Origin of the sequence: Marinomonas sp. CT5 (assembly GCF_018336975.1) — a bacterium.
Taxonomy (GTDB): Bacteria; Pseudomonadota; Gammaproteobacteria; order Pseudomonadales; family Marinomonadaceae; genus Marinomonas.
The window spans coordinates 3,291,273-3,315,159 of record NZ_CP025572.1; the positions used below are offsets into that span (position 1 = coordinate 3,291,273).

Consider the following 23,887-nt stretch of genomic DNA (forward strand, 5'->3'; position numbering starts at 1 on the left):
TCAACTGTTTTTAACCCTTCCTTCCCCTACGCTGCCAAAATTCACAAGATGAAAAGCGCTTTTCTTGAGCATAAATCGTATTTCGTTGAGTAAGATAGTCTTTTCTACCTTGCTCAACCGCTTCGGCATACTGATATAAAATGGAATAATCTTTCTCTAAATAAGACGAGACAACATCAGACATTCGTGCTGCAGCCCACAAAGCAGTGGTCATACCGTGTGCAGATAAAGGGTCAAATGCCACAGCGGCATCACCAATCGCAGCCCAGCCAGCTTGTCCATTATAAAGACCCGCTGCAGAAGATAACCAACGAGTCGCTGCACTGGCTAATTTTGGTGGTCGATCAATAATAAATTCAGCATCCTCAAGCCAATAAGCAATATGATTAGTCTGCTGAATCAAAGACTGCCATTCATCTAAGTCGGAGGACAAGCCTCTAGGCATCAAGTCAGGATCTGAGTAATAATTAAGAGTCAATTGATTCGATGGTAATAATGATGCGTACCACCAACCATCAGGTACACTTTCAATCAATGTTGCTGGAGTGACCATCACCTCAGAGTTTTCTTTTTGACGCATAAAAGCATAGGCGGCGACAAGATGGTCATCGGTTTCGACAGACAGATCATGATAACGAGAAAAAAACTTACCGATTATTTGGGAGCGTCCTGAAGCATCGATTACAAACTTGGCCTGCTTACCCTCACTATAATCTGTGCTCAGCACCCAAAGTCCATCAGCCTCTTCAACCCCAGTGAGAAGAGAATCTAAAACGGTTGAACAAACTTCCGAAGCAAGTTGTACTAAATCTCTTTCAAACCTTGCTCTGTCAATAATATGACCAGCCCCTTCTAAGTGTATTACGCTATTACGCTCAACCAACATGGCTTGTCCCCACGCAGAAAATGTGACGTTGGCTTTACGATGGTGATGATTATTGAGAAGATCTAATATCCCTAAAGCCGATAGAATGGGATTGGCTGCTGGAGCAAGAGACTCCCCAACTTTAGAGACATCAGCACTTATCGTAGTAGGCCGAATCCAGAGTGTAGATAATCCAACTTGAGCTAAAGACAAAACGGCGGCGGCACCTGCAATACCGCCACCGACTACAGCTACATCATGTACTATCGACATTAGTTGGGTAAATCCCCCATAGGCGGCTTCCAATCGAAACGCCCCTCTACATTACCGCGTCCAACTTCGACATACATTTCTTTAGGAACAGCAGACAATCCTCCCTGACCTGCACCTTTAGGTCCCTGCCGTTTAACCACAAACCCCATGCGTTCCCAGAGTGTGATCATATTAGTAATACCATCCCAATAACTGGCGTTGGCATGATAACCGATCCCAGCAACACCTCGCTTCCAATCCGCACGGCTTTCATAAAACTTGACGCGCTCAGAGTCAGATAAACTCTCATTCATTAATTGCGCATAATTTTCTTCAGGAAGCACGTCAATGGGTAATAAAGCAGGCCACCAAACCGCTGTGGGGAAATCCTCTTGCATCAATACTTGCTGACAACTAAAAGCATCACATTGCCATGGCAACCCCATCCAACGAGTTAAATCCCCCGCCCACTGATGCCCCAATGGCGGTGGCGTGTTCAAATCTGGAGCGCCATTAATGGCCTTATCAAGCGTTAACAAACGACCTATATTTTGTACAAGTTCGGCACGTTCTTTATGAGCCAAACGAAATAAATCGGCCTGACGATCATATTTACGAGCATACATTTGCGGAATACGTAGATAATAAGTTAATTCAACACCAGGGTGAAAAGCGCCACCAGAACATGGCTCAAGTGCCGCTTCGGTCAAAGCCTCAGGTTGTGCTGCTAATGGAATATCATCTAATTTGGTGATGGCATCGGCTTTCGCGTCATTTAGATCATTGACAAAATTGCCATCAGCCCAGTCTTGGAGAAATAAATACTGTTGGTCAGGAAATTGAAACCACTGCAAAGGGCTACCATCATAGTTTATGCCATCCCCAAGCATCATTGGCATTTTCAAACGTTCATCCAAGTACGCCGTGGGACTGTCATTATGAGGGTTTCTAAATTTCGAAAAAATCTCCTGTCGAAAGGCTTTATTCGCCGCACTTGGATCCGCGAGTTTTGCAAGGTAAGCTGGATCAGAGAAGTCCCCGACGCCTAGCCAACCTTGTCGTAAATTCGCGGCTGAACTTACCCATTCCATAAGACCCAAACGTCGAAACACAGGATAAATATATTTTCTAAATGAGATCGGTGTTGTGACGAGTGGCGCCCAGCCTTGCTTAGCATTCATATCAGAGATAACGTCATAAAGCGTGGTTACAGGGGGGATTTCTGGAGCAAAGTTCGGCCCTATACAGGCAACCCAAGCCGTATCTGCTTGTATAACGGTCCCATCTTCCAAGGTCACCTCCGCCTGTACCGGACCATCACACCAATCATCATGCCAACCGTCATTATCAGCAAAACTAGTAATAGATGCATTGGTTGGACTGTTAGAAACGCCATCAGGCGGTATAACAATCAACCGGCCTTTCTCATCGGTTCTTAATTTGCCTAATTTAACGGTCTCACTTCCCCAAAACTGACCAGCAAACTGGTACTGACCATCGTCACCATTCTGATTAGTGTTTTTACCTGATATCTTTTTTTGTTTTCCATCAATCACCAACATACGTTCGCGCTCTTGATCAGAAACAAAATACTGATTGCGCTTTTGCCCAGGAATTCCAGGGGCCAATTCGCCATTATCCAATGGGTTATTAAACCCATACCAAGCCGCTTTTGTATTTGCCAGATGAACACGCCATTCAATTTGTGCTTTATCGGCCGTGACTTCACCAATTACACGATTTTGGTCATCAAATGCATAAACTCTAAAGCGCTGAGCTTGCTTCTTAATCGCTTGAGTTCCATCTTTAAAGCCGCCTTCTGGGGCTGGAGGTAGACCGGGAACTTCTGGTGCGAGAAAGTATTGCTTACTTCCGCCCACACGACAAATACCTATAGTTGGATAAATTCCTAAACGATGAATTTTGGCACCTTTAGGCGCCATTTCTTTATGAGTGGCTGCTACTGCAGATTTAGGAATGAATGGAAAAGAACCTAATACCGCTACACTGCCTGCCATCGCGAGAAAATCACGACGCTTCATTCCTGATCCATTAGCGTTCTTCTTGAAATTATTTTTATCCATAGTGATATCCTTATGCCCAAATTAATATTGACAGCAAATACAAGAAATCAGATTAGCAAACAGATATTGAAATCGCCATAAAAACCACCTGAACAACCTCGTGCTAGGGATTGGACTTAGCACTCTCTAGAGAACGAAAGACGAACAACAAAGCCCTTTCCATACGATAGACATTTAATAGACGTCGATCCTGGCAACAGCTCTTTGCAAAAGCGAAACCATGCAAATAATCAACTAGCAAGCCTAACCCATCTTCCTGAGTTTTATGATCCAAGCTTAAAGGCGCAATAATGTTAGAGTAACGCTCATTAAATACTTGAACAGGTCCATAAGAAGACATGGTTAATGTTGTGTCCAGCAAGCCATTATATTCCATTAAAAGCTCAACATAACTGACACACAATTACTTCAAATCTTCTCGCCATGAAACATGTCCTTGAAGAAGGTAAATCTCACTTACCAATGACGTAATCTATATATTGATGGTGGCAAAAGCATTCAAAGCTTTCTCAAAGAAGACCTAATAGACGAAATTATCATCACTCAATTTCCTATCCTATTAGGTGGCGGCACGCCTCTATTTAGTATGTTAAAACAGTCTCTTAAATTCACACAGACAGACAGACAGACAATAAAGTATTACTAAATGAGCTGCTACAAACATCCTATCAACGCAAACGCGCGACTTCCCCGTAGAATGTCTTAACAGCTTTTAACTAGGCCGACGGCACGCCGAATAAAAATACCATTAAGCAAAGCAATGAAATCACACTATAGAAAGTCGCTTTTTTAGCGTGGTTTTCGACTGATTTGGTCTGTATTGCCACAATCGCTGCAACGGCGGATTGTAGGGTATAGAACAGGGCAAAAGCCCGTGACGCATAAGCAATAATACCATTCACATCAGTCGCCCAAGTTAAGAAAATGGTGACAATTAAAATCAGCATATAGGCATAGCGAACAGGAATCTTTTCGCGAGCGATGTCTACGACCAATCCACCAGCTCCAGAAGTATCAGCAACGGAAGCGGAGAATTGACTACCAATCGCGGCGACAGAAATTAAGATTGGCAATAACACGGCCACGGGAGCCACCATACTGGTAATCGCGGTAACATCGGCGCCCATACCTTTGTGGAATAGGACAGTCATCAAGGTTAAAAAAACGAGATAAATAGCCGCAGAAAGCCACTGAGCGATACGCATAGTTTTAATACGAAGTTCGGCAGGATGCTGACTTTGCAGATAACGGGAAGTTTCAAAGCCTTGCACTACAATTAATAACCCTAGCAGCACGCGTAAATCGTGTAAGTCGATCGTAGAGTCAAGTACAGGTAAATGCCATTGCCCTGAGGTAAAAAGCTGAACATTATAAACAGCTAATGAGAAGAGCAACCCTGCGATCATGCCAAGGTTTAAGCTCACTGCGTAAGTTTCGATTTTTTCTAACTCACCTAAACCGCGCCACATTCCCACACCACAGATAACGATTAAAATCAGTGTGGTGATAATATTGGCCACAAAGTCGCTGTCGTAACCAAAGGCTTTCAGTAAAAACGCCGACAGTAGCTGAAGGTAATAGGTAACAGAAATAAAATAAGCCCCCGCTAAGACAATACGAGAGACGAAAGAAACAGTCTGTGCAGAACCTTTTTGATGTTCGATAGGCTCAAAGTGACGAATATTGAAGCGAATCGCGCTGCCCACCGCATAAGCCAAGACAAGCAATACTCCCATACACAATACAGCAAAATATCCTACAGATTCTGCCAATAATGGGGCCACCACCAAAAAGCCACTGCCCATAATAGAAGCTAATGGGGTAACGGTTGCCTTCCACCCCTCCGAATGCGCAAGTTTACGGGAAAAAGCCAAAAAGAGAGTGACCACTAACGCAATGGCAATAATATAAAAATTCAACATCTAAAATGCCCGTTCCTTTTTTAAAACTAATGTGTCTCTTTATTTAGATAATCTAGAATGCCTTTCATCGCAAAATTGCGAGTGAATCGACTAATAGGTACTGTCAACTTAACAGGATTCTTACCCATTAAGCGATAACCTACAGATTAAAATTTTCAACGCCTGTGGAGGTAGCCAATCTCCAGCACATATAATCAATTTGCTGCTTTATAACTGCTTCAAAGAATGCTATTGGCGAAATGGAGCAAGTCGATTCTTACATATTTATACAAAAAGACACTCATCATACATACATTTGTAGGGCTGCCTCACCTCTGAACCTATATGATTATTGATAACTATTTGACGAGATCTATGATATCTATAAAGAAATATTTTTTGATTCTTTTTTCTTCTCGAATCATTAGCGCAGAGATTGTACATGTATCGAGCTGTAGCCATAGGCGTTGCCATTTTATTCGCGTTGTTTACTGCACTTATTTATAGTGCTGTTAACCTACCTAAGTTCAATGGCAAGATCACTCTTGTTGATGACCAGCTCAATTTCCAATCCCACCCCAGTAACGATTCGATCCCCATTCTATATTTCCAAGCAGGTGACCAACAGGTTCTGGCTAATAGCAGATTAGTGATGGAAGAACCGGATGTTTTACCCAGCTATGCCGCTATGGATGCGCTTTTTGACCAGCACCGCTTATTGTATCAAGCAGGTCAAAACAACCAACTATGGGTGGTTGATGCGCTAAATAGAAAAACAGCCATTATCTTCGAGCCGCGCACATTAGCCGATTTACCCTGGCTATTTTGGTTACAGGCCTTGTGTGCTCTGAGCGCAGCCATTTTGTGTTTGTTAGTCTGGTTACCAAGCCAGAAAACATTATCCATTATTACCTTTTGCGGTACCGGAATCGGATACATTTTGGCTGCCGCCAGTGCCGCTCTTTACAGTACTCGAGATGTTTTTATAAGTGGGGAATGGTTTACTTTGTTATCACGTATTAACGGCTTAGGAACGATCTCTTTTGTTACCTTGCTCGCGCTTTTTTTATGGCATTTCCCTAATCAAAAACCACGTAAATGGGTGATTGCCAGCATAGTGGTGATGTTTATTAGTCACTTGATGATTCATATCGGAAAACTTGCTCCTTCTGCGGCAGAAGGTATGTACAGCTGGATTATGGTGATCTTTATTTTTGGTTTAGTAGGGTCTGGCGTTCAATGGTATAAAACGCAACAACGCCCAGCTGATCGGGTAATGCTCACATGGGTACTGCTGTCGATATTATCGGGCACACTTTTCTTTACCGCTGGAATGATAGTGCCCGTTTTATTAGGAACGGCGGAAGCTTCTGACCAAGCCTTGTTATTAGCGACATTTCTCTTTATGTATGCAGGAATCATGTTTGCTGTAATACGGTTCCGTTTGTTTGAAATTCAGCGTTGGTCAATGGAAATCTGGTCGTGGTTGCTGGGGGGGATAGCGGTACTTGCCTGTGACTTCTTACTTATTTCCATCCTGTCTCTTAATGCGACTAACAGTCTGGCAATTTCTCTAGCAATGGTCGGCTGGTTTTATTTCCCAGTACGGCAATGGGTTTGGAACCGCCTTTTCCGTCGCAGGCAAGAGGGGCTAGATCATTGGCTAAGTGAAACACTCTCACAGCTTTTAAAAGGTGATGGAAAGGTGAGTAACGTCCAATTGATAAACGCCATGGAAGCCGTTTTTCAACCCTTGAGTTATACCCTCGAACATACTCTTTCCGATACTCGTCTCTCTTCTAATGGCGAACAGCTCTGGGTGGCTTTACCTGAAGGGCAAACATTGCTGTTACAGCATCCAAATAAAGGACGGCGTATTTTTAATCGTCATGATATCGAATCAGTGAACTTGATATTAGCGCTGTACTCTCTGATTACAGATATCGAATCCGCTAAGCAGGAGGGGATCATGACAGAGCGTCACCGCATTAGACGTGATCTACATGACGATTTAGGCGCCAAGCTCTTGCGCCTACTTCATCAGAGTTCTGGTGAGTCTCGAACCTTAGTGCGTGAGGCCATTCAGGATCTACGCAGTCTTCTTAATGGTCGCCATCATCTAGAGATTAATAGCACTATAGCGGCAAAACATTGGCGACAATTGGCACAAAGCCGCTGTGATGAGTGTGGTATTAGACTGCATTGGCATGATGTCCTTACCCCAGTCTCCTTAGAAAGCGATCAAAATGAACACCTTGGACAAATCTTACAAGAATGCCTGAGCAACGCATTACGTCATCCGACAACGCAGTGGATCAAGGTTCAGGTCATGAGCAGTCCCACTGGACTGAACCTAACCATAGAGAATAACTGCCAAGAGCTATCTTCTGTCGTGCCATCTGGATTTGGTATTGCCAACATTCATGAACGAGCGGGCATTTTGCGAGGACGCGCCCAAGTTTCCCATAAAGCAGGCATTTGGCGCGTCTGTGTTGATGTTCCTGTACTACCTTCCCCCCTGAGTTAGGGGGCTGATATTAAGGGATATTCGATATAATAAGGAAAAATGAAGGCGAAAGGGGATGTGATGGATATCACACAGGTATTAATTATTGAAGACATTCCTGAAATCAGTGAGTGGCTTGCTGAACGGGTTAAACAAACCTTTGGTGTCTGTAATATAAGCCAAGTTGATGGTGTTGTTGCCGCCAAAAAGAGCCTACATCAAACCACCTGGGATCTTATTTTACTCGATTTGGGGCTTCCCGATGGCAATGGCGTAGACTTAATTCGCCCACTCAAAACAATCTTGCCAAACTGCCACTGTATTGTTACAACCATTTTTGATGATAGTGGTCATATCTTTCCAGCGCTGTCTGCTGGAGCCGATGGCTATCTGTTGAAAGACGAAGAGGAAGCCGAATTTTGCAATAGTCTACGCGGTATTCTCGCCGGACGACCGCCTTTGTCTAGCTCGATTGCCCAGCAGGTGCTGTTATCTCTGCGCCGTCCTATTCCTAGCGCGGCCCCGACTCTTACTCCACGAGAAGAAGAAATTCTGGTGCTGATTGCTAAGGGGTATAGTTGTAAAGATGCGGCGGCATCCCTTGGTGTATCTTACAATACCGCATGCGGTTATCTAAAAAACGTGTATCAAAAGTTGCAAATTAATAGTCGTGCAGAAGCGACGCTAAAAGCCATTGAATTGGGGATTGTTTCTACTACCGATACCCCCTGAATGGGGGTGCAAGAGTTTTCATGCTTATCCTATTGTTGAAGTATCACTTTAATAAGGAGCAAAACATGAAAAGCAAGTTAATTATCGCCACTAGCATAGTCGCTTTATTGACTGGCTGTGCTACCACTGGAACGGGTGGTAGTGGCAAAGGTGACCGCCTTTACAGCAAAAATGCAGAGACACTTGACACTCGAAAAGATGTTTACATAGCGCAGTTTGCCGTTTCCTTCGTGACAAAAGATTCAGGCTCTTCGAAATCGACCAGTCCAATGATCCGTCATAGTAGCGGTTCAGAATATGCACAAAGTGTTCTAAAAGCCCATCTAACCGGTGTCCCAAACAGCACCTTCCAAAAAATTGCCGACGAAGCCTATAATGATTTTGTAGCAGATTTAACGGCTAAAGGGTTTAATGTTAAGCCTGTCAGTGATTTACAAAAATTAAAACCTTGGAAAAAATTAGACCCACTCCCTGTTCCTTATACTCCTTCTGGCGTTTCTTCTTTCATGAAGAATTCATCTCAGGATGAGGTGACTTTCTCTGCCAGTTCACTGAATTTGTTCTCAGTACCAGATCAGGTTGGTCAAGTAAAACCTATGCCTTACGCCTTTTCCGAACTAGCAGAAGCCGCAGGAGCGCCAGTATTTGCTATCAACTATAAGGTTCATTTTGCTTATTTCGATAAGGATACCGATTACGAAGTGAACTACTTCAAAGACGTTCCTTTAAATGGTGGCCCAAGTAGCACACTGAGTGCTTCGGTGACTCTAGGGCAAGGTATTCAAGTGACCACAGGATCGGCTGCACAATTCCTTGTTGACTCAGGCGGTACCTTCTCAGATAACGGCTATGTCAGTCTAATAGACCCTGTTATTGTCGGTGGGGCTTACGGACGTAACGAAGACACCACCTCTGGTAGCCAAAAAGCCGCCAATGCCTTTAGTTCCGCTGTCGGCTTCTTTACTGGTGGTTCGACTAAAACCACGGAAATTTCTGTTGTTGCTACCCCAGAGTATTACCAATATGGCGCGATTAAAGCGATAGATATGGCCAACAACCGTATTGTTGATGGTTTAACTGCCGCCAAGTAAGTCGTCCTATTTGCCTTTCATTCTTGTTTCCCCGCAAGGATGAAAGGTCCATTTTCTAATCAATATTTCATAAACACCTTTGCAAAATTTTTCGGGACGTTTTTTTACAAAGGATTACCTAGAGAGTAGCTTTAATTTATTGTGAGTCTCCCCCAAATAACTTTAGAAGTTGCAAACAGTCCAAAACCGAATAAGCCCATTTTTCAATTATCGGGGGCATCCATCAGTCAGCCGTGTAACCTCCGAGAGCGCTCATTTTTTAAATTCGTTCTAATGCGATAACGGAATCGGTGACGGTTGCAGTCTCACCATTTGGCCCAATTGCTTGGCGCTCAATAGGGCCGACAAAAAGTGGCTTCCAACGAGTATCATCTAATGACAATGATTTTAGCTCTTCCTCAGCAGTAGGGAACTTAAATTCAGGGTCGGCCCAAGACCATGGGGCACGTGAGCCATGAGCAACAATTAACAGCAAACCGCCACTGGCTGTCGACGCCGCTGCGCGTTGCAGTGTGGCCACTCGGTGAAACGTATATTCAGCCGGAGAATGCAGGTACATGGCAGAAATCAGGTCGAACTCACCCTCGGGAAAACTAGTATTCAGATCATGGCACTCAAAATTAGTCTGACCAGACAGACCGACTTCGCGCGTTTTATCGCGCGCTGCCTGCAATGCGGTTTCTGAAATATCAACCCCAGTGACTTGCCAGCCTTGCTTTGCTAACCAGATGGCATCATCACCACGCGAACATCCGATGTCCAACGCACGCGCGGGGATACGCCCTTTTGTAAAATGCTCCAGCAATTTTGAAGGCTTGCCGCTGGAAGGTTTTACCAGCTTCGAATAATGTGCCTCCCAAAATGCTTTTGAAGTATTTGTCATATTTAATCACTCCCTACAATGAGTCTATCTATGGTTTAGTAGCAACGCCATTTTCATGTAACTCTTAAAGTATCATAAAAGATCAAAGATCGTCAACTCAAGATACGTTTGATGTTACATAAAAGATCATGGAGCTAAATCAAATAACCTATAATATCTTCATAGCAGGCAAAGAATTGGCTGACGGTTATTACCTCGCTGGATGATATGCTCAGCATAGCCTGGAATAAAAACTCTCGGACGACGTGGCATGGAGACGCGTTTCTCACATACGTTAAGATAGAAAAGGATAACATGAACAGGGATTAACTAGGAGTAGATTTAATTTTAGCCTTCCCCAATTATCAATTTATATCTATGCTCGTTACAAATAACAGATAATTTTGAAAACAGGAAATCAAGATGATTAATGATTATTACGAGTTAGACGGTGATGGCATATGGTTGCCCGAAGGTTGGCGAAAAATGGATGGCTATATTCGAAAAGATGGTAAATATATACCTCGTAATGGCATTTATGGGTGCAAGTGGCAAGGCTCTCAAGGCAATGTAGAAATAGTAAAGGAAGTTAGAGTCAGCATAACATTAAGTCAAGATAGAGAACTTCTAGCACTCTTTGAATATAGCTCAACACCGATACTTCTTGTTTTTCGTGAAAATGGTCAACTCTTTGGCTCCCTTAATATACCTCCACCAGAAAAAACACCAAGAGAATCACCCACCTTTTATGCGATAGAGATTCCATCAGAACACAGCCAATGGCAAATAAAGTTTAATGATGGTTATGAGGATTATATTGCAGATTTGAACTCTAATTTTGAATTAGATAATATCAGAGAATTTCGATGGTAAATCTTTCGATTACCGCCTGTAATGATCTTGATCTACTTCCTATATTCTATGCTATAGGACTTTCTAGAATCATTAGGCCATTACATAAGCATCTCCATCAAGTGCAAGGGTAGCGCTGCTAAATTCAACCTTTTCATTATCGGTCTTTGCAAAGATTCCAATTTTCGTTTATCCGTCACCTCAACTTTTTGGTAGGTACTTTCTTTTCCTTCTTTGAATTTTAGCTGTGTTACACCACCTGGTAGCTCTCTATCTAAATCATCGTCTTAACTGGGCGTTCTGTTCCACGTAGGTTAACGCCCCCCATGTTAAAAACCTTGATTTCACAGGCTTCTTAACATGCTTGTCCCGTTATAAATTCTTGAGGTCAGATCAGGTCTGGGCTCGTATATAATATTGATCTATGCTATCACAAAAGTCAGCCGCTTGTTTTCCAAGTAGTGGCCTCCACAAACACTGATCTGTGGTTCTTGAATTTAGCATTCCTTCCAGCAATTGCGTGGTTATTAATGATGACACCTCATCATCACCCTGTTCAATAAGCTCATCCAAACACGCAAATAATTGTTCCACATTTGAGTAATTACCTTCTTCAAGGTTGTTAAACAATACTGTAGAGAGGTCACCAATCAAAATCCCCCATAAGAACTCTCCTTCAGGAGTTATCCAATATTTTGCCGATTCAACTATGCTATCTCTGAAACTAGGATAAACCTTACATAACTTTACTAGCATTTCTTGATTATTTATTTTTTCCATAACATTGTTCTAATTAGTTTTTATATTTAAAACGTTATCTAAATCTTTTATTACGTTTTGAGATTCAGCCTTATCAATTTCTGGAATATTAGGATTATTTGTATTGTATTTTAACCAACTCCTCAAAAATTCAGCACTATCTTCAGCTTTTTGCCGGTGGTCTCTACCTTTCACTTTTTCACCAGTTAAAGTTTAATGTCGCACAGCATCCGCCGTACTACCGCTGCTGTTAAATTGCTTTGTGTTAGAGCCTAACGATACTTAAAAAATAGCTGTCCACACGTTTGGAGAAGCAATCACATATTTCAATCGAAAAACAGATCGATTATTAACCGAAATTTATTTCCAGGCTGAAACTTCTGAAAATGATCGTAGGAAATGAGCAAAAAACCAACCGATTTCAGGAGATTTTTCCTGAAATCGGTTGATTTTTAAGCAGGAAATGTCTATGGACAGTGTGGACGGGACAATCCTACTCTGGATTTTGTTGACGCAAAAATTCTGGCTCCCAATCTTTTAACAACTCTTCTAAGCTAGGTAAATTCCATTGCCTATTAAGATCATTCTCAGACCGGTTGATAAAATCAAGGTAACAGTTTTTTAAAATAGGTAGGTATTCATACAAACTTTCTTCCTTTATATCATTAATAATATGTTCCATATCAAAAATAAGCTCTCTTGACAAAGCTAGCATTTTTTTCATTGGAGGAAAAATCTTTTCTCTAGTTTGATTTCTTTTTTTAGGCGATAAGTCAACGCGTCTAGCATAATAATGAAGTAAACCATTAGAAAAATCTTCATAAGTAATATCATAATTCCCGTGAAGCCGATGAGGGTCTAGATTACCCAAACGGTCAATACGTGCATCAATACAATACTCAAAATAATCAATTGCTTTTTCATCCCCCCAAGCAGCCAAAAGCTTTGCTGCTTCTAACGGCACTAAAGAACTTTTAGCATCGGTAATAGGCGTTAATAAAGCCTCCAATTTAGGTATACGATCTTTATCTATTTCATCATCTTCACAATAAAAAACATCATCCATATCTTCAATCAATAGACCATCTTTATCGTAATGTTTATAAAGTAGGTCATAAATCTCTTGTCCCATTAATTCCTGCAAACCCACCATTATTAGCCTATTTCAACCCGCCAAAAATTTATATCAACATACATACTTATAAAAATCACCGCTCCTATAGTTTTGTAGTTGACCACTACATTGGACATCTAGACGGGACAACAGGGACAACACCCTATTTCGTACTCAGAAACTATCCATATAAGTAAAGAAGTTCTTCTATAATTTCTTTATCTAATTCAGAATACTCAATTGTTCGATATTCCCTCATACTTTCTAGCACCCCCCTTATAGGTAAGGGCAATCCAAGCTTAGAGTTATCATTAATTTTTTTTAATAAATTGTTAATTTCAGGATCAGAAGAAAGGTATGTATTTACTAATTCAACTAACGCATATCGTGCTTGATCTTCGCTCATCATGAGTTATTTACCTGGGAGAATATCTATTTTTTCTGCAGTTATTTCTATTATTTCTGTCGGTACTAATTGCCAACGCTTTAAGAGACACCCACGTTAAAACCCTTGATTTTACTGGCTTCTTAACATGCGTGTCCTGTTAAATTTACGTATAAAAGCGATCCGAACTTTTTTCCTTTTGCAATACTAATATCTATTGAGTTATTCATGTTAGATCTCGACCTAAGGATTAACAGACTTGCTGGTTGGGTATGCAGTAGCAACATTTATGTATCCAAACTTAAATCATCCCAATTTTCACTACTTAGCATCCACTCTAAAGCCCTCCGCCGCTCAATTATAACGTGAGGCGATATACTATTAGGCAAGCTCTCACCGTCAAGCAGAGCTTGTGTAACAGCCCAATGCAAACAATACGAGAGGTCGTAGGCTGAGACAATCTCTTCAACTGAACGCAACTTAGCTTTACCCCTATAATCCGCCGCATTATCCCCATTTTTAATATCAGGAAATAACGTAATTAGGTTATTTTGACACTTAATATCAAACGCCAAGGCCCCTACGATATTTAAAGACCAAGCAAATGCATTAAGTGCTTCAACCTGAGATTGAATAAAAAGGTTATCCCCATTACCACCATTCAAAAATTTCTTTTCCGAAAACGCCAGAGAACTCGCAACACCTACTGTAATCGCCCACTCAGTAGCTTTTTCCTTATCAAACCCATATGCAGCTGCCACAGTTGAAAATAATGCCAGACTGCGATCAACAATTTCTTCTTTAGTTCGAAGAGTAAAACCTCCCTCCAAGAGAGGTAGGTAAGGGTTAATTTCGTAGCCCAGCGAGCCCGCCTTAACTTCTGAACTTTGTCTTACTTCTTTGAAATTCATAATCTGCTCTATTTAACAAAATAAACAGGACACACACAATAAAAACACGATATAAAAAGTGAGTAAAGCAGATCACATCGGGTACCAAAATATCTATTTTATTGTGTTGGAAGGAAGAACATTACAGAAAGGCATTTAAAAGCTGACTTTTAGGCAAACTGAAGCAAATCACGCTTTTTGGTGAATGGATTTTATAATGTTTTTATGACAAGTTAAGCGATGAATTGAAGATTTTTCCTTTTAGGTTTTCTTTGTCGTTGGTGCCTTTCACAATAATGATCTATAAATACTGGATTCTTGAGGTGCATGTCCTGTTTAAAACGATGGGTGTCTCATTAAGTTGCTTTTCGTCCTTATCGACGGCTGTTAATTAAAGTGAACTGTAACTGCATCCAATCTGACTGATAAATCTTTTTCATAATCACTTGAAAAAAAAGACAAGCCAAGCTCATCAGATTTTAAACCAATGTCTATTTCTCGAGTGGACACTCCAATTTTTGCCAAAGCAATCTGGATATCATAAAGACTAGATTTGAACAAATTAACTCCTTTATATGTAAGTTCATTAACTCCCATAAATTTAAATGGACTACGAAATTCTAAGTCAGTTATTTTATAATTCTTGTTGAAGCCAAACTTAATTTGACTTTCAAACATATAAGCACTTATTCCCCTGAAATATATTTTATTTGTAGCACTAATCATTTCAAAAGAAAATACACTTAAAATATCTATCAAGTCACTAGCAGCATCAACATCTGAAAAAACAGAAGTGCCACTCGGAACTTTGGTAACCTTTTTGAAAGGCATTAATTCCATAATTCTATCTCCTACTGATTGATAAAATTAATAATTAGGGTCAGAGTAAAATTAAATCTCTACGACCAATTTCTCCACTCTTTTTAGCCCGACTTAAACCCTCTCGCCAATGCACAGGTCGCTTTGGTGTTTTTTATTTTGTTCAATATAAGTTCTGGTTCGTCGCCGGTTGCTTGTTGAGACGCCAGCAGTGCGGCGGATTCTGCAACGCCATACACACCAACGGTGTTAAAAATGTAGTCGGATTTGGTGCTAAGCAGTGGTTCCATTGGGGCGAGTTGTTGGGCGCTGTAGGTGTTGAAATCCCAGCCGTACTTTTCTGCGAGGGCGATAAGGTTGACCTCATCGGCTTTGATGTCGATGCTGTTTAGGGAGTGGATGTCACTTGGCGTTAAGCCTTTTTGATTAAGGGCATCCAGCATTAGGCTTTCAAGAAATTCCAACGGGCAGTTGCGTTCGCAGCCCATTCCCAAGGAATAAACAGGATTAAGGTAAGGTTTGGCTGTGGTCATAACCAGTTGCGCATCAAGGGATTTGGCCACTTGCGCGCCCCATTCATTCGCACCACCTTCATGGCCAGACAATAAAGGAATGACAAATTTCCCTTCTTCATCCAATACCAAAACCGGTGGATCTTGGTATTTGTCTTGAATCACAGGAGCAAGAGTCCGCATCACGATCCCTGTGGCACAAATGAATACCAACCAATCGCCGTTTTGAAAGGCCGTCTGTATAAACTCGGCAAAAGGTCTTGGTTTATAGTCCACCACGGCCTCAGGCCAATGATTCAGTCGCCCTTGAGACAATAGTTTGTTGGCCAGCCGCTCCCCAGCGGGGGTTAATGCAATAAAACGAATCACCGAGTGCCTCGCTCACTTTTGGTCACCACAAACAAGGAAAAATACGGCCCCGCTTTATCTTCCAAGGTGGAAACATCCCGCACGATGCGCTCATTTTCACGGCCAATGTATTCAAGGTATTTCGCGTCTTGCATACGATTGGTTTTACGTAACGCCATGAGAATACGCGGACGGGCACGCCCAGCCTTCATGATAACAACACTGTCGTGTTGCTCTAAAGCGGTATCAATTTGCTCTGCGCTATGGCGACCACTCACTACAGCAAAGGATTCTTTCAGCACGGTTAATGGATGGTTTAAAGCCGAAGAAGCCGCGTTAATGGACGACACCCCAGGCACCACTTGGCACTGAAAATCACCTTCTAAACGCTCTAATAAATAAGCAAAAGAACCAAAAAACAAGGGATCGCCTTCGCACAAGAAGACCACATCGTTACCTTGCAACAACTCCTCTGCAATGGCTTTTGCGCCATTGTCATAGGCTTCATTTGCCAATGAACGATCTGTGGACATCGGCATGACAATAGCAATTTCATTTTGCGCATGGGTCACACCAGCGAACGCTTCACTAGCGATGGTTTTCGCTTGGGAGCCACCTTCCCCATTGGCCAGATAACTCACCACGCTGGCGCGCTGAATCAAACGCAAGGCTTTTAAGGTGATCAATTCTGGATCCCCTGGGCCTACGCCAACACCAATGAATCGGCCTATTGTTTGTGAAGTTTCCGAGGCGTTCATTGTACGTTTTCCTTTTGATTGGTATGGGTGGCCGATGTTGAGGCCGTGTATTTTCTAAAATGGTAAAGCGTCACAGGCAGACTAGGACGAAATAAACGCTGCCCCGCTAATCGCTCACCTTTAGTGATAGACACTTGCAAGCTTTGCTCATCGGCGTCTTGTGCTTGGTCACGTTGTTGGGCAAATTGCATGACCTGACACTTGGTTTCTTCCGTCACGGCACTGACCATCAGACAGCCAGCATCAGGCAATAGATCCCAAACCTGCGTCATCAAGGCATTTAATTCGCCATCACTGCCACCAATAAAGACTTTATTGGGTCTACCATTATGTTTCTTGCTGTCGGCAAGCAAATCCACCAGCACATCTGGTGCTCGCCCTGCGACAATGGATAAATTCTGCATGACACCAAAACGTTCTTGGTTGGCAGTTAAACAGGCCAAACGGTCTGGGTGATGTTCAATGGCGATAACTTGACTGCGCGGATGCCAATAGGCCATTTCCACACTCACACCACCACAGCCAGCGCCAATATCCCAAACCGTGTCACCTTGCTGAATGCCCATGTAAGACAAAATCGCCAAACGCACTTCTCGCTTGGTAATCATGCCTTTGCCATCACCCTTGTCCGTAACAAAAGCCGTATCCGGGATGCCCACTGAGCTAGGATACAAAGAGGCTTGCTGGCTGGTTTTCAGCACAACCACATTAAGCGGATCCCATTCTATTTCTGTGTCTAATAAAGACTTGGCACTAAAAGTACGGACTTTTTCTTGTTCATAACCCAAAGCCTCACACACTGTGATCTCACTTTGATCAAGGCCTGCTTGCACACATTCTTGCGCAATGTGTTGGGGCTGGCTGAATGGGTCCGTCAGCAACACCAAGGTCTTATTCGACTGCAAATAACGACGTAACGAAGCCAATGGACGACCGTGCAAACTCACCGCTTGCAACTCTTGCAAAGACAGACCAAGACGATGACAGGCCGCTTGGATACTGGAAACATTCGGATAAAAGCGTAGATTTTCAAGCGAAAAAGTACGCACCAACCAAGCGCCAATGCCGTAATACAGCGGATCGCCAGAAGCTAACACCACCACCTGCTTTGCCCCTTCGGATTGCCAATTGGCAAAGACTTCTTTCAACATGCTGAGTTTGGGCAGATCTTCACGACGAGCCAGATGAGCACAGTGTGTGATGGTGTCATGCTGACGCGGAGCACCTAAGACCACATCATGCGCCGACAAGCTCGCCAAAACCGCTTGCGCCGCTTCATCCAAATGCGCCACTTGATTAACGCCTAAACCGATAACATGGATTGGCATTTGTGTGTGTTTCATAAACCTACTTCCATTCAATGCCATTACATTAAGCTAGGTGGATTAACGAAAATAAAAAACGGATACCAAGGCTCATAGAATGCATTAATAATACTCGCCAATATTACAGCGCAACAAAGCATTACAGCTGGCCGATGTCACGGCGCTGCCCCCCATTCGACCTAGCAAGGTGATGCATTCAATCCCCAATTTCTCATGAGCTTCCCACAACGCCTCTTTCGATTCCGCCGCGCCAACAAAGCCCACCGGCATACCAATAATCAAAGCGGGTTTAGGGGCACCTTGTTCTATCATTTCCAATAAACGAAACAAGGCGGTTGGTGCATTACCAATTAATACCACGCTGCCAGCCAGAGCTTCTTGCCATAAACTCAGCGCCGCCATGGAACGGGTTTCGCCTTTGCTTTTGGCCAACTCTGCGGTACGAGGATCGTTCAAAAAGCACAAGGGTTCCTGCGTTATCATACGTTTGGTCACCCCTTGCTTGACCATTTCCACATCGCACAAAATCGCGCCATTGTTGGCTAATGCATCGCGACCCGCTTGGGTGGCATTGGCACTGAAGCGTACTTGTTCAGCCACATCAGGCAAGCCAAGGCTGTGCACCACGCGCATCACCACTTGTTGCTGATCTTGGCTCAAGCCAGATAAATCGGTTAACTCGCGAATTTGCCGAAAGCTGTCTTGCTCAATGGCTTGAGGGTTGTTTTCGTATTTTCTTTCGAATTGAGAGTCGTTCGTAAATTTCACTGTTGGCTGTCTTTTGGTTGATTCTTACTATGGATACGAGTCTTACCCCAAGCCGCTATACAAGCTTGCAAGCAATCTTCAGTATCATGAAATTCACGTTCGGCCGCTGGCAACAATGGCCGAGCATGCAATAAAACGGGAACAGATAATTCTCTGGCGGCAACAAGCTTTGAATAGGTCGCCATGCCGCCGCTGTTTTTACTAACGATCACATCAATGCCGTGATCCATTAACAATTGACGTTCGTCGTCTAAAGCAAACGGCCCAATGGCTTTTATCCAATGGATCTTATCAGCGAGTGCAAACTTGGGCGCCACTGCCGTTCGCCATATAACGTGTTCAATGCTTGGCAGCTGTAAAATACGCTCTAATAACGTTTCGCTCATCTGCCCAGCACTTAATAGCGGCACGCGGAAGCCATTAAGCTTCGCCAGTAAATCGGTCTCGTCTTGGTAATCCTGCCACTGATCCCCCGCTTCTTGTTGCCAAGCTGGACGATGAAAACGCCAGCAGGGAATGCCGACTTCTTTGGCGGCCATAACCGCTTTGCTGCTCATGGTTTGCGCATAAGGATGGGTAACATCCAAAATCGCGCCGATATTATTGTCTTTTAAATATTGAGCAAGTCCACCAAATTGGGTAAAGCCGCCGACCACCAGCTGACAATCGACTTTTGGCACTCGAACCAAGCCAGCCAAACTGTAGATGACGGTCAAACCCGCTTTGTGTAACGCGTCAGACAGGTGCCGAGCATCGGCGGTACCGCCCAATAATAGAATCTTCATGGCGTGCCTCGTTTTGAGTTATCAGCATCCAAGGCTTTACCAACAAATTGCCCTTTGCGATCAATCGCCCAAACTTCTAACGCTATGTGAGCGGGAATGTACTGTCGTGCAAAATCTAAAGCTTGCTGACAAATGGCATCGGCCAATGGCAAACCGTCAGACATGGCAAACGACAAGGCTTCCACGCTGGTATTGGCCTTTGTCATGCGCTCCTGCAAAGCATTGTCGGCTCCTAAACTGGCCGCCAGTTTTGCTAAAGCGCCAAGGTCGATACTAGACGCTCGACTGTTCAAATCCATATGATGCTGAGCAAGCTTGCTGATCTTACCGAAGCCGCCACAAATACTGAGTGTCTGTAATTGTGTCGAGCTGTTTAGCTTGGCAGAGTCGGCTTGCTCGACTTTTTTAATGTGTTTCAACACCGCACCAACAAAGTCGCCCATTTCGATCAAGGCCATATCATCCAGTTGATAATGGCTCTTTATGGCGTCTTCGCTGGCATTGCCTGTGGTAGCCGCAATGTGAGTCAAGCCATTCGCCCGAGCGACATCGATACCTTGATGGATAGACGCAATGTAAGCCGCACAAGAAAAAGGACGCACAATGCCCGTTGTGCCGAGAATCGAGAGTCCGCCCAAAATTCCCAAACGTGGGTTCATGGTTTTTTGCGCAATCTGCTCACCATGAATCACGCCAACAGAGACATCAAATCCCCCTTGATAATGATACGTTTGCGCAAATCCTTCTAAATGCTCTGTCATCATTTTCCGCGGTACGGGGTTAATCGCGGGTTCGCCCACATCAAGCAGCAACCCTGTTCGAGTCACGATTCCCACCCCTTGCGCGGCATGGAAACGCACACCTTGTTCTGGGGACAGTCTTAGCTCGACAAATAAAGTCGCACCGTGGGTCGCATCTGGGTCATCACCAGCGTCTTTGATAGTCGATGTCTTCATACCTGCATCAATGGTTTGATACTCGATAATAGGTAAATCGACCACCTTGCCTTTTGGTAAGGTGACACTGACGCTGGCGGCTTGTTGATCAGCAAAAAGTGCTTGTGCTGCGGCTACGCAGCAGGCCGTCGCACAGGTTCCAGTGGTTAAACCAGTACGCAGTGGCGCGGGCGATTCAGCACTTTCGGGCCACATTCTTTTAGTTACCTTTTCCTAAAAAAATCTTGGCGGTGACATCAAGATTCGAAGGAAAGAACAAATGCAAATAACTTGCCGTTAGCCCTTTTTGCTGATAAATCGCTTCCCCTGGCGCTGGGTGTCGTTGTCGACGACCATAACCCACGGGGTCTGGCGTATTGGCACTGCGAGATCTATGGTGAGCGTGTCCACGAATTTCACCTTGTGGAATCACCGCGGTTTGCATGCCTTGGCAACCGCGCTTACCACGCATAGCGCCTTGACCCGATAAAATCCCCACCATGGGATAACATTTATCTTCTAAGTCGGTTAAATCATCCAAGCTATAAAGCATGCCGCCACATTCAGCCAAAATGCCTTTGCCAGTCTGGTAAAAATCTTTGATCGCTTGGCGCATCGCGGTGTTTTCTGACAAGGCTTTGCTGTGTAGCTCTGGGTAGCCGCCCGGCAACCAAAGTGCATCGGCCTCGGGCAAGGTTTGATCCTTCAAGGGCGAGAAAAACACCAGATTCGCCCCTAAGTTTTTAAGGGCGATAAGATTCGCATCATAGATAAAACTGAATGCGGCATCCTTGGCGATGGCAATGGTTTTTCCCAACAAACGCGGTTCAATGGTTTGTTCGGCGTCAACTTGGCTGGCAGGAGAAAAAGGCACCGCGCTCGGTAATTCCAGCAATCCGGTATCTTGTGTTTCTTTTAGCCATTCAACAGCGGCTTCAAAGCGCACTTCTAGTTCGTCTTTTACCTCATCCGCTTGCACCAAACCTAAATGACGTTCAGGCAAGGTAATCTCTTCATCGCGCTTTAAGGTTGCAAGCAAAGGCAAACTTGCTGGTAGCGCATCGCGGATCAATTCCGCATGGCGTTCGCTGCCGCAACGGTTGGCAATCAACCCTGCCACTTGCACATCATCACGAAAATTTGCCAAGCCAGTGGCCACCGCCGCGGCGGTTTGCGCCATGCCTTTAACGTCCATCACAATGGCCATAGGAATACCAAAACGCGCCGCTAAATCCGCACTGGATGGTTCCCCATCAAACATGCCCATGGCTCCTTCCACCAAGATTAAATCCGCCACTTTCGCGGCTTGATAAAGTTTGTCTTGGCAATAATCTTCGCCCGCCATCCAAATATCCAACTGCTCTACAGGCTGCTTAGACGCTTGCGCTAAAATTTGCGGATCAAGGTAATCGGGGCCGGTTTTAAACACGCGAACCACTTTACCTTGGTTGGTAAAATAACGCGCCAAGGCCGCCGTGATGGTGGTTTTTCCTTGGTTTGATGCCGGAGCCGTCAAAAATAGCGCGGGACAATGAACAACAGCAGTAGTCATAAAACAGTCTCTAAATAGTCTCTAAAAGAGAACTCAACAATACGTATTGAGCTCCCAAATGCTGGGCAACATCTTGCCCTCGGCCACGTTTCACCGGTGCGTTTTCTATATCAATCAATACGGTGTTACCCGGTAGAACAAGATCCGATACATCCGCTTGAGTGCGCCCATCGGTCAATATGTAAGTTTGGCTCTGCAATCCCGCCGTTGTCTTGTGTTGTTGCGCCAAATATTGGCTGGCGTTTTCAATCGCCACCCGAAATGGCGTACCGCCACCCGCTCCCAAGCCTTCGAGCAATTCTGAAATTTCCTTTGGCGCACGTACCTTAGGCAAGATCGATGACACGCCATCTTGCCCAAAACCAAGAATCGCAATCTGCTCCCGAGCCAAATAGGCGCGATTGGCAATATCCAAAATCACTCCTTTGGCTTGACCAAAGACACCTTGGCTCAAGGTAGATGCGGACGTATCGAGCAACACCAAGTGCAAAACCGCTTGGCCGGTTTTGTTCGGTTTATGGATCAAGTCTTTCGGTGGCCACTCTTGCGGTTGACTCACAATACTTCGAAACCAATCAATGCCATTGACCGATTGATTTTGGTGCAATGGCGCCACATCAGGACGATAGCCGCCCTGCTGCTTGCCTTTGAGCTTTCCCGGCGTCACCTCATCAAGACGAGAGTGAGCCACCTTCTTTAGGCTGGCGTCATCATCTAAGCTGACACTAATCGGTGCACTGCTGGCAAGGGTTTGCGCAGGCATACTGCCCCATTCGCCCATGCCATTTTGCTCATGGTGTTGATTGTCTTGAGAAAGCGCATCTTGTGGCTGAGGGCTTTTATTCGATGAAGGCGACCGAGAAGAATCCGGTCTGCGAGAGGGTGGCGGGCTGGATGCTTGAGGCTGAGAGTTCGCTTGTCGGCGATGGGCCAAGACTAACTCTTCAACAGCTTGAATATCTTCAAGAGACACCGCTTTGGCGCCACGCCATGCAGCATGAGTCATCGCGGCTCGAATCCAAACAATGTCACCACGTACGCCGTCTATGTTGGCTAGTTGACAACGTCTGGCAACCTCTAAACGCAGCTCATCAGCGCAGCTCAGTTGTGCTAATACTTGTCTTGCCAAACGAATACTGTTTTTTAAGTTGCGTTGTTTGTATTTAAACGCCTCACAAAAAGCCTGTGGATCTTGATCGTATTCGTCTCGTAATCGAACAATCTGCACCCGCTCTTCAAGACTATATTGGTTACCCAATTCCACCATGAGGCCGAAGCGATCTTTCAGCTGAGGGCGCAACTCGCCTTCGTCTGGGTTCATGGTGCCAACCAATAAAAAGCGAGCCGCATGTTCATGGCTAACGCCATCACGTTCCACACGATTTACCCCACTGGCCGACACATCTAGAAGCTGATCAACAAGATGATCTGACAACAGATTCACCTCATCCACATACAAGACGCCACCGTGCGCTTTGCTAAGTAACCCCGGCTTAAACTGCACTTGTTTGTCTTGTAAAACCTGCTCTAAATCCAATGCACCCAGCAAGCGATCCTCACTCGTACCAAGCGGTAACGTGGCAAAAGGCGCGAGATCTTCACCTTGTAAGCCTGGCATTACTCCAGATAAACCACGCGCTAAAGTAGACTTTGCCGAGCCACGAGGCCCACTGACTAAAACACCGCCAATTTGGGGATTAATCGCACACAAAATCAACGCCAATTTAAGCGGCTCTTGCCCCGCCACGGCGGTAAAAGGAAAGTCACTTGAGGCTAAACGGGTCATTGAGCT

The 23,887-nt window shown here is 44.3% G+C and carries 24 protein-coding genes; 5 read left to right on the top strand and 19 right to left on the bottom strand.

Annotated elements, in window-relative coordinates:
• Window positions 1–10: 10 nt before the first annotated feature.
• From goxB to C0J08_RS15785, 3 genes are all read right to left on the bottom strand, one after another.
• Window positions 11–1,138 carry a glycine oxidase maturase GoxB gene (gene goxB / locus C0J08_RS15775; protein WP_212652879.1) on the bottom strand — a complete coding sequence of 376 codons (1,128 nt, stop codon included), beginning with the start codon at window positions 1,136–1,138 and terminating at the stop codon, window positions 11–13.
• Entirely contained in the window at window positions 1,138–3,201 is a 2,064-nt protein-coding gene (gene goxA, locus C0J08_RS15780; RefSeq protein WP_212652880.1) for a CTQ-dependent glycine oxidase GoxA, read from the bottom strand. The genes goxB and goxA overlap by 1 nt, the downstream gene beginning before the upstream one ends.
• Window positions 3,202–3,304: 103 nt before the next feature.
• Window positions 3,305–3,577, bottom strand: a complete 273-nt coding sequence (locus tag C0J08_RS15785; protein ID WP_212652881.1) for a hypothetical protein — start codon at window positions 3,575–3,577, stop codon at window positions 3,305–3,307.
• Window positions 3,578–3,724: 147 nt separating this feature from the next.
• Between C0J08_RS15785 and C0J08_RS22915 the strand changes: the two genes are divergently transcribed.
• Entirely contained in the window at window positions 3,725–3,847 is a 123-nt protein-coding gene (locus C0J08_RS22915; protein WP_502711633.1) for a hypothetical protein, read from the top strand.
• Between the two features lie 70 nt (window positions 3,848–3,917).
• Here the strand turns inward: C0J08_RS22915 and C0J08_RS15795 are convergent, their stop codons facing one another.
• The gene (locus C0J08_RS15795; protein ID WP_212652882.1) at window positions 3,918–5,123 is read right to left on the bottom strand and encodes an Aq_097 family APC-type transporter; all 1,206 of its coding nucleotides are present in this window, start codon (window positions 5,121–5,123) and stop codon (window positions 3,918–3,920) included.
• A gap of 421 nt (window positions 5,124–5,544) precedes the next feature.
• Between C0J08_RS15795 and C0J08_RS15800 the strand changes: the two genes are divergently transcribed.
• The 3 genes from C0J08_RS15800 (at window position 5,545) to C0J08_RS15810 (ending at window position 9,431) form a co-directional block, all read left to right on the top strand.
• Window positions 5,545–7,629: a sensor histidine kinase gene (locus C0J08_RS15800; protein ID WP_212652883.1), complete on the top strand. Its 2,085-nt coding sequence runs from the start codon at window positions 5,545–5,547 to the stop codon at window positions 7,627–7,629.
• Between the two features lie 60 nt (window positions 7,630–7,689).
• A complete protein-coding gene (locus C0J08_RS15805; protein WP_212652884.1) occupies window positions 7,690–8,340 on the top strand; it encodes a response regulator transcription factor in 651 nt (216 codons plus the stop codon).
• A 65-nt stretch (window positions 8,341–8,405) separates the two neighbouring features.
• Window positions 8,406–9,431 carry a hypothetical protein gene (locus C0J08_RS15810; protein WP_212652885.1) on the top strand — a complete coding sequence of 342 codons (1,026 nt, stop codon included), beginning with the start codon at window positions 8,406–8,408 and terminating at the stop codon, window positions 9,429–9,431.
• Window positions 9,432–9,690: 259 nt separating this feature from the next.
• On the opposite strand, the gene C0J08_RS15815 is transcribed toward C0J08_RS15810, so the two are convergent.
• Window positions 9,691–10,314, bottom strand: coding sequence for a class I SAM-dependent methyltransferase (locus C0J08_RS15815; protein WP_212652886.1), 624 nt, complete (start codon window positions 10,312–10,314; stop codon window positions 9,691–9,693).
• Window positions 10,315–10,716: 402 nt separating this feature from the next.
• Between C0J08_RS15815 and C0J08_RS15820 the strand changes: the two genes are divergently transcribed.
• Window positions 10,717–11,166 carry a hypothetical protein gene (locus C0J08_RS15820; protein WP_212652887.1) on the top strand — a complete coding sequence of 150 codons (450 nt, stop codon included), beginning with the start codon at window positions 10,717–10,719 and terminating at the stop codon, window positions 11,164–11,166.
• Window positions 11,167–11,538: 372 nt separating this feature from the next.
• Here C0J08_RS15820 and C0J08_RS15825 read toward each other — a convergent pair whose 3' ends face one another.
• The 14 genes from C0J08_RS15825 to C0J08_RS15890 all read right to left on the bottom strand — a co-directional run bounded on the left by C0J08_RS15825 (window position 11,539) and on the right by C0J08_RS15890 (window position 23,881).
• Entirely contained in the window at window positions 11,539–11,925 is a 387-nt protein-coding gene (locus C0J08_RS15825) for a DUF7674 family protein (protein ID WP_212652888.1), read from the bottom strand.
• A 9-nt stretch (window positions 11,926–11,934) separates the two neighbouring features.
• Window positions 11,935–12,099 carry a hypothetical protein gene (locus C0J08_RS15830; RefSeq protein ID WP_212652889.1) on the bottom strand — a complete coding sequence of 55 codons (165 nt, stop codon included), beginning with the start codon at window positions 12,097–12,099 and terminating at the stop codon, window positions 11,935–11,937.
• A gap of 298 nt (window positions 12,100–12,397) precedes the next feature.
• The gene (locus C0J08_RS15835; RefSeq protein ID WP_212652890.1) at window positions 12,398–13,057 is read right to left on the bottom strand and encodes a hypothetical protein; all 660 of its coding nucleotides are present in this window, start codon (window positions 13,055–13,057) and stop codon (window positions 12,398–12,400) included.
• 142 nt (window positions 13,058–13,199) lie between these two features.
• A complete protein-coding gene (locus C0J08_RS15840; RefSeq protein WP_212652891.1) occupies window positions 13,200–13,427 on the bottom strand; it encodes a hypothetical protein in 228 nt (75 codons plus the stop codon).
• A gap of 263 nt (window positions 13,428–13,690) precedes the next feature.
• Window positions 13,691–14,314 carry a DUF4272 domain-containing protein gene (locus C0J08_RS15845; protein WP_212652892.1) on the bottom strand — a complete coding sequence of 208 codons (624 nt, stop codon included), beginning with the start codon at window positions 14,312–14,314 and terminating at the stop codon, window positions 13,691–13,693.
• 366 nt (window positions 14,315–14,680) lie between these two features.
• Window positions 14,681–15,133, bottom strand: a complete 453-nt coding sequence (locus tag C0J08_RS15850; RefSeq protein ID WP_212652893.1) for a hypothetical protein — start codon at window positions 15,131–15,133, stop codon at window positions 14,681–14,683.
• Window positions 15,134–15,216: 83 nt separating this feature from the next.
• On the bottom strand, window positions 15,217–15,993 hold the full coding sequence (locus C0J08_RS15855; protein ID WP_212652894.1) for a cobalt-precorrin 5A hydrolase: 777 nt from the start codon (window positions 15,991–15,993) through the stop codon (window positions 15,217–15,219).
• The gene (gene cobI / locus C0J08_RS15860) at window positions 15,990–16,730 is read right to left on the bottom strand and encodes a precorrin-2 C(20)-methyltransferase (RefSeq protein ID WP_212652895.1); all 741 of its coding nucleotides are present in this window, start codon (window positions 16,728–16,730) and stop codon (window positions 15,990–15,992) included. The genes C0J08_RS15855 and cobI overlap by 4 nt, the downstream gene beginning before the upstream one ends.
• On the bottom strand, window positions 16,727–18,073 hold the full coding sequence (gene cbiE, locus C0J08_RS15865) for a precorrin-6y C5,15-methyltransferase (decarboxylating) subunit CbiE (RefSeq protein ID WP_249344335.1): 1,347 nt from the start codon (window positions 18,071–18,073) through the stop codon (window positions 16,727–16,729). Before cbiE ends, cobI begins: the two co-directional genes overlap by 4 nt.
• An 84-nt stretch (window positions 18,074–18,157) precedes the next feature.
• Window positions 18,158–18,823 carry a precorrin-8X methylmutase gene (locus C0J08_RS15870; protein WP_212652897.1) on the bottom strand — a complete coding sequence of 222 codons (666 nt, stop codon included), beginning with the start codon at window positions 18,821–18,823 and terminating at the stop codon, window positions 18,158–18,160.
• Window positions 18,820–19,608, bottom strand: coding sequence for a precorrin-6A/cobalt-precorrin-6A reductase (locus C0J08_RS15875; RefSeq protein WP_212652898.1), 789 nt, complete (start codon window positions 19,606–19,608; stop codon window positions 18,820–18,822). The genes C0J08_RS15870 and C0J08_RS15875 overlap by 4 nt, the downstream gene beginning before the upstream one ends.
• Window positions 19,605–20,759, bottom strand: coding sequence for a cobalt-precorrin-5B (C(1))-methyltransferase (locus tag C0J08_RS15880; protein WP_212652899.1), 1,155 nt, complete (start codon window positions 20,757–20,759; stop codon window positions 19,605–19,607). Before C0J08_RS15880 ends, C0J08_RS15875 begins: the two co-directional genes overlap by 4 nt.
• Window positions 20,760–20,763: 4 nt before the next feature.
• Window positions 20,764–22,095 (bottom strand): cobyrinic acid a,c-diamide synthase CobB, encoded by a 1,332-nt coding sequence (locus tag C0J08_RS15885; RefSeq protein ID WP_212652900.1) that lies wholly within the window; start codon window positions 22,093–22,095, stop codon window positions 20,764–20,766.
• Between the two features lie 10 nt (window positions 22,096–22,105).
• The gene (locus tag C0J08_RS15890) at window positions 22,106–23,881 is read right to left on the bottom strand and encodes an ATP-binding protein (protein ID WP_212652901.1); all 1,776 of its coding nucleotides are present in this window, start codon (window positions 23,879–23,881) and stop codon (window positions 22,106–22,108) included.
• Window positions 23,882–23,887: the final 6 nt, after the last annotated feature.

Excerpts from the sequence above, each read along its gene's own strand:
- goxB (WP_212652879.1), bottom strand. The coding sequence starts at position 1,138 with ATGTCGATAGTACATGATGTAGCTGTAGTCGGTGGCGGTATTGCAGGT.
- goxA (WP_212652880.1), bottom strand. The coding sequence starts at position 3,201 with ATGGATAAAAATAATTTCAAGAAGAACGCTAATGGATCAGGAATGAAG.
- C0J08_RS15785 (WP_212652881.1), bottom strand. The coding sequence starts at position 3,577 with ATGGAATATAATGGCTTGCTGGACACAACATTAACCATGTCTTCTTAT.
- C0J08_RS15795 (WP_212652882.1), bottom strand. The coding sequence starts at position 5,123 with ATGTTGAATTTTTATATTATTGCCATTGCGTTAGTGGTCACTCTCTTT.
- C0J08_RS15800 (WP_212652883.1), top strand. The coding sequence starts at position 5,545 with ATGTATCGAGCTGTAGCCATAGGCGTTGCCATTTTATTCGCGTTGTTT.
- C0J08_RS15805 (WP_212652884.1), top strand. The coding sequence starts at position 7,690 with ATGGATATCACACAGGTATTAATTATTGAAGACATTCCTGAAATCAGT.
- C0J08_RS15810 (WP_212652885.1), top strand. The coding sequence starts at position 8,406 with ATGAAAAGCAAGTTAATTATCGCCACTAGCATAGTCGCTTTATTGACT.
- C0J08_RS15815 (WP_212652886.1), bottom strand. The coding sequence starts at position 10,314 with ATGACAAATACTTCAAAAGCATTTTGGGAGGCACATTATTCGAAGCTG.
- C0J08_RS15820 (WP_212652887.1), top strand. The coding sequence starts at position 10,717 with ATGATTAATGATTATTACGAGTTAGACGGTGATGGCATATGGTTGCCC.
- C0J08_RS15825 (WP_212652888.1), bottom strand. The coding sequence starts at position 11,925 with ATGGAAAAAATAAATAATCAAGAAATGCTAGTAAAGTTATGTAAGGTT.
- C0J08_RS15835 (WP_212652890.1), bottom strand. The coding sequence starts at position 13,057 with ATGGTGGGTTTGCAGGAATTAATGGGACAAGAGATTTATGACCTACTT.
- C0J08_RS15840 (WP_212652891.1), bottom strand. The coding sequence starts at position 13,427 with ATGATGAGCGAAGATCAAGCACGATATGCGTTAGTTGAATTAGTAAAT.
- C0J08_RS15845 (WP_212652892.1), bottom strand. The coding sequence starts at position 14,314 with ATGAATTTCAAAGAAGTAAGACAAAGTTCAGAAGTTAAGGCGGGCTCG.
- C0J08_RS15850 (WP_212652893.1), bottom strand. The coding sequence starts at position 15,133 with ATGGAATTAATGCCTTTCAAAAAGGTTACCAAAGTTCCGAGTGGCACT.
- cobI (WP_212652895.1), bottom strand. The coding sequence starts at position 16,730 with ATGAACGCCTCGGAAACTTCACAAACAATAGGCCGATTCATTGGTGTT.
- cbiE (WP_249344335.1), bottom strand. The coding sequence starts at position 18,073 with ATGAAACACACACAAATGCCAATCCATGTTATCGGTTTAGGCGTTAAT.
- C0J08_RS15875 (WP_212652898.1), bottom strand. The coding sequence starts at position 19,608 with ATGAAGATTCTATTATTGGGCGGTACCGCCGATGCTCGGCACCTGTCT.
- C0J08_RS15880 (WP_212652899.1), bottom strand. The coding sequence starts at position 20,759 with ATGTGGCCCGAAAGTGCTGAATCGCCCGCGCCACTGCGTACTGGTTTA.
- C0J08_RS15885 (WP_212652900.1), bottom strand. The coding sequence starts at position 22,095 with ATGACTACTGCTGTTGTTCATTGTCCCGCGCTATTTTTGACGGCTCCG.
- C0J08_RS15890 (WP_212652901.1), bottom strand. The coding sequence starts at position 23,881 with ATGACCCGTTTAGCCTCAAGTGACTTTCCTTTTACCGCCGTGGCGGGG.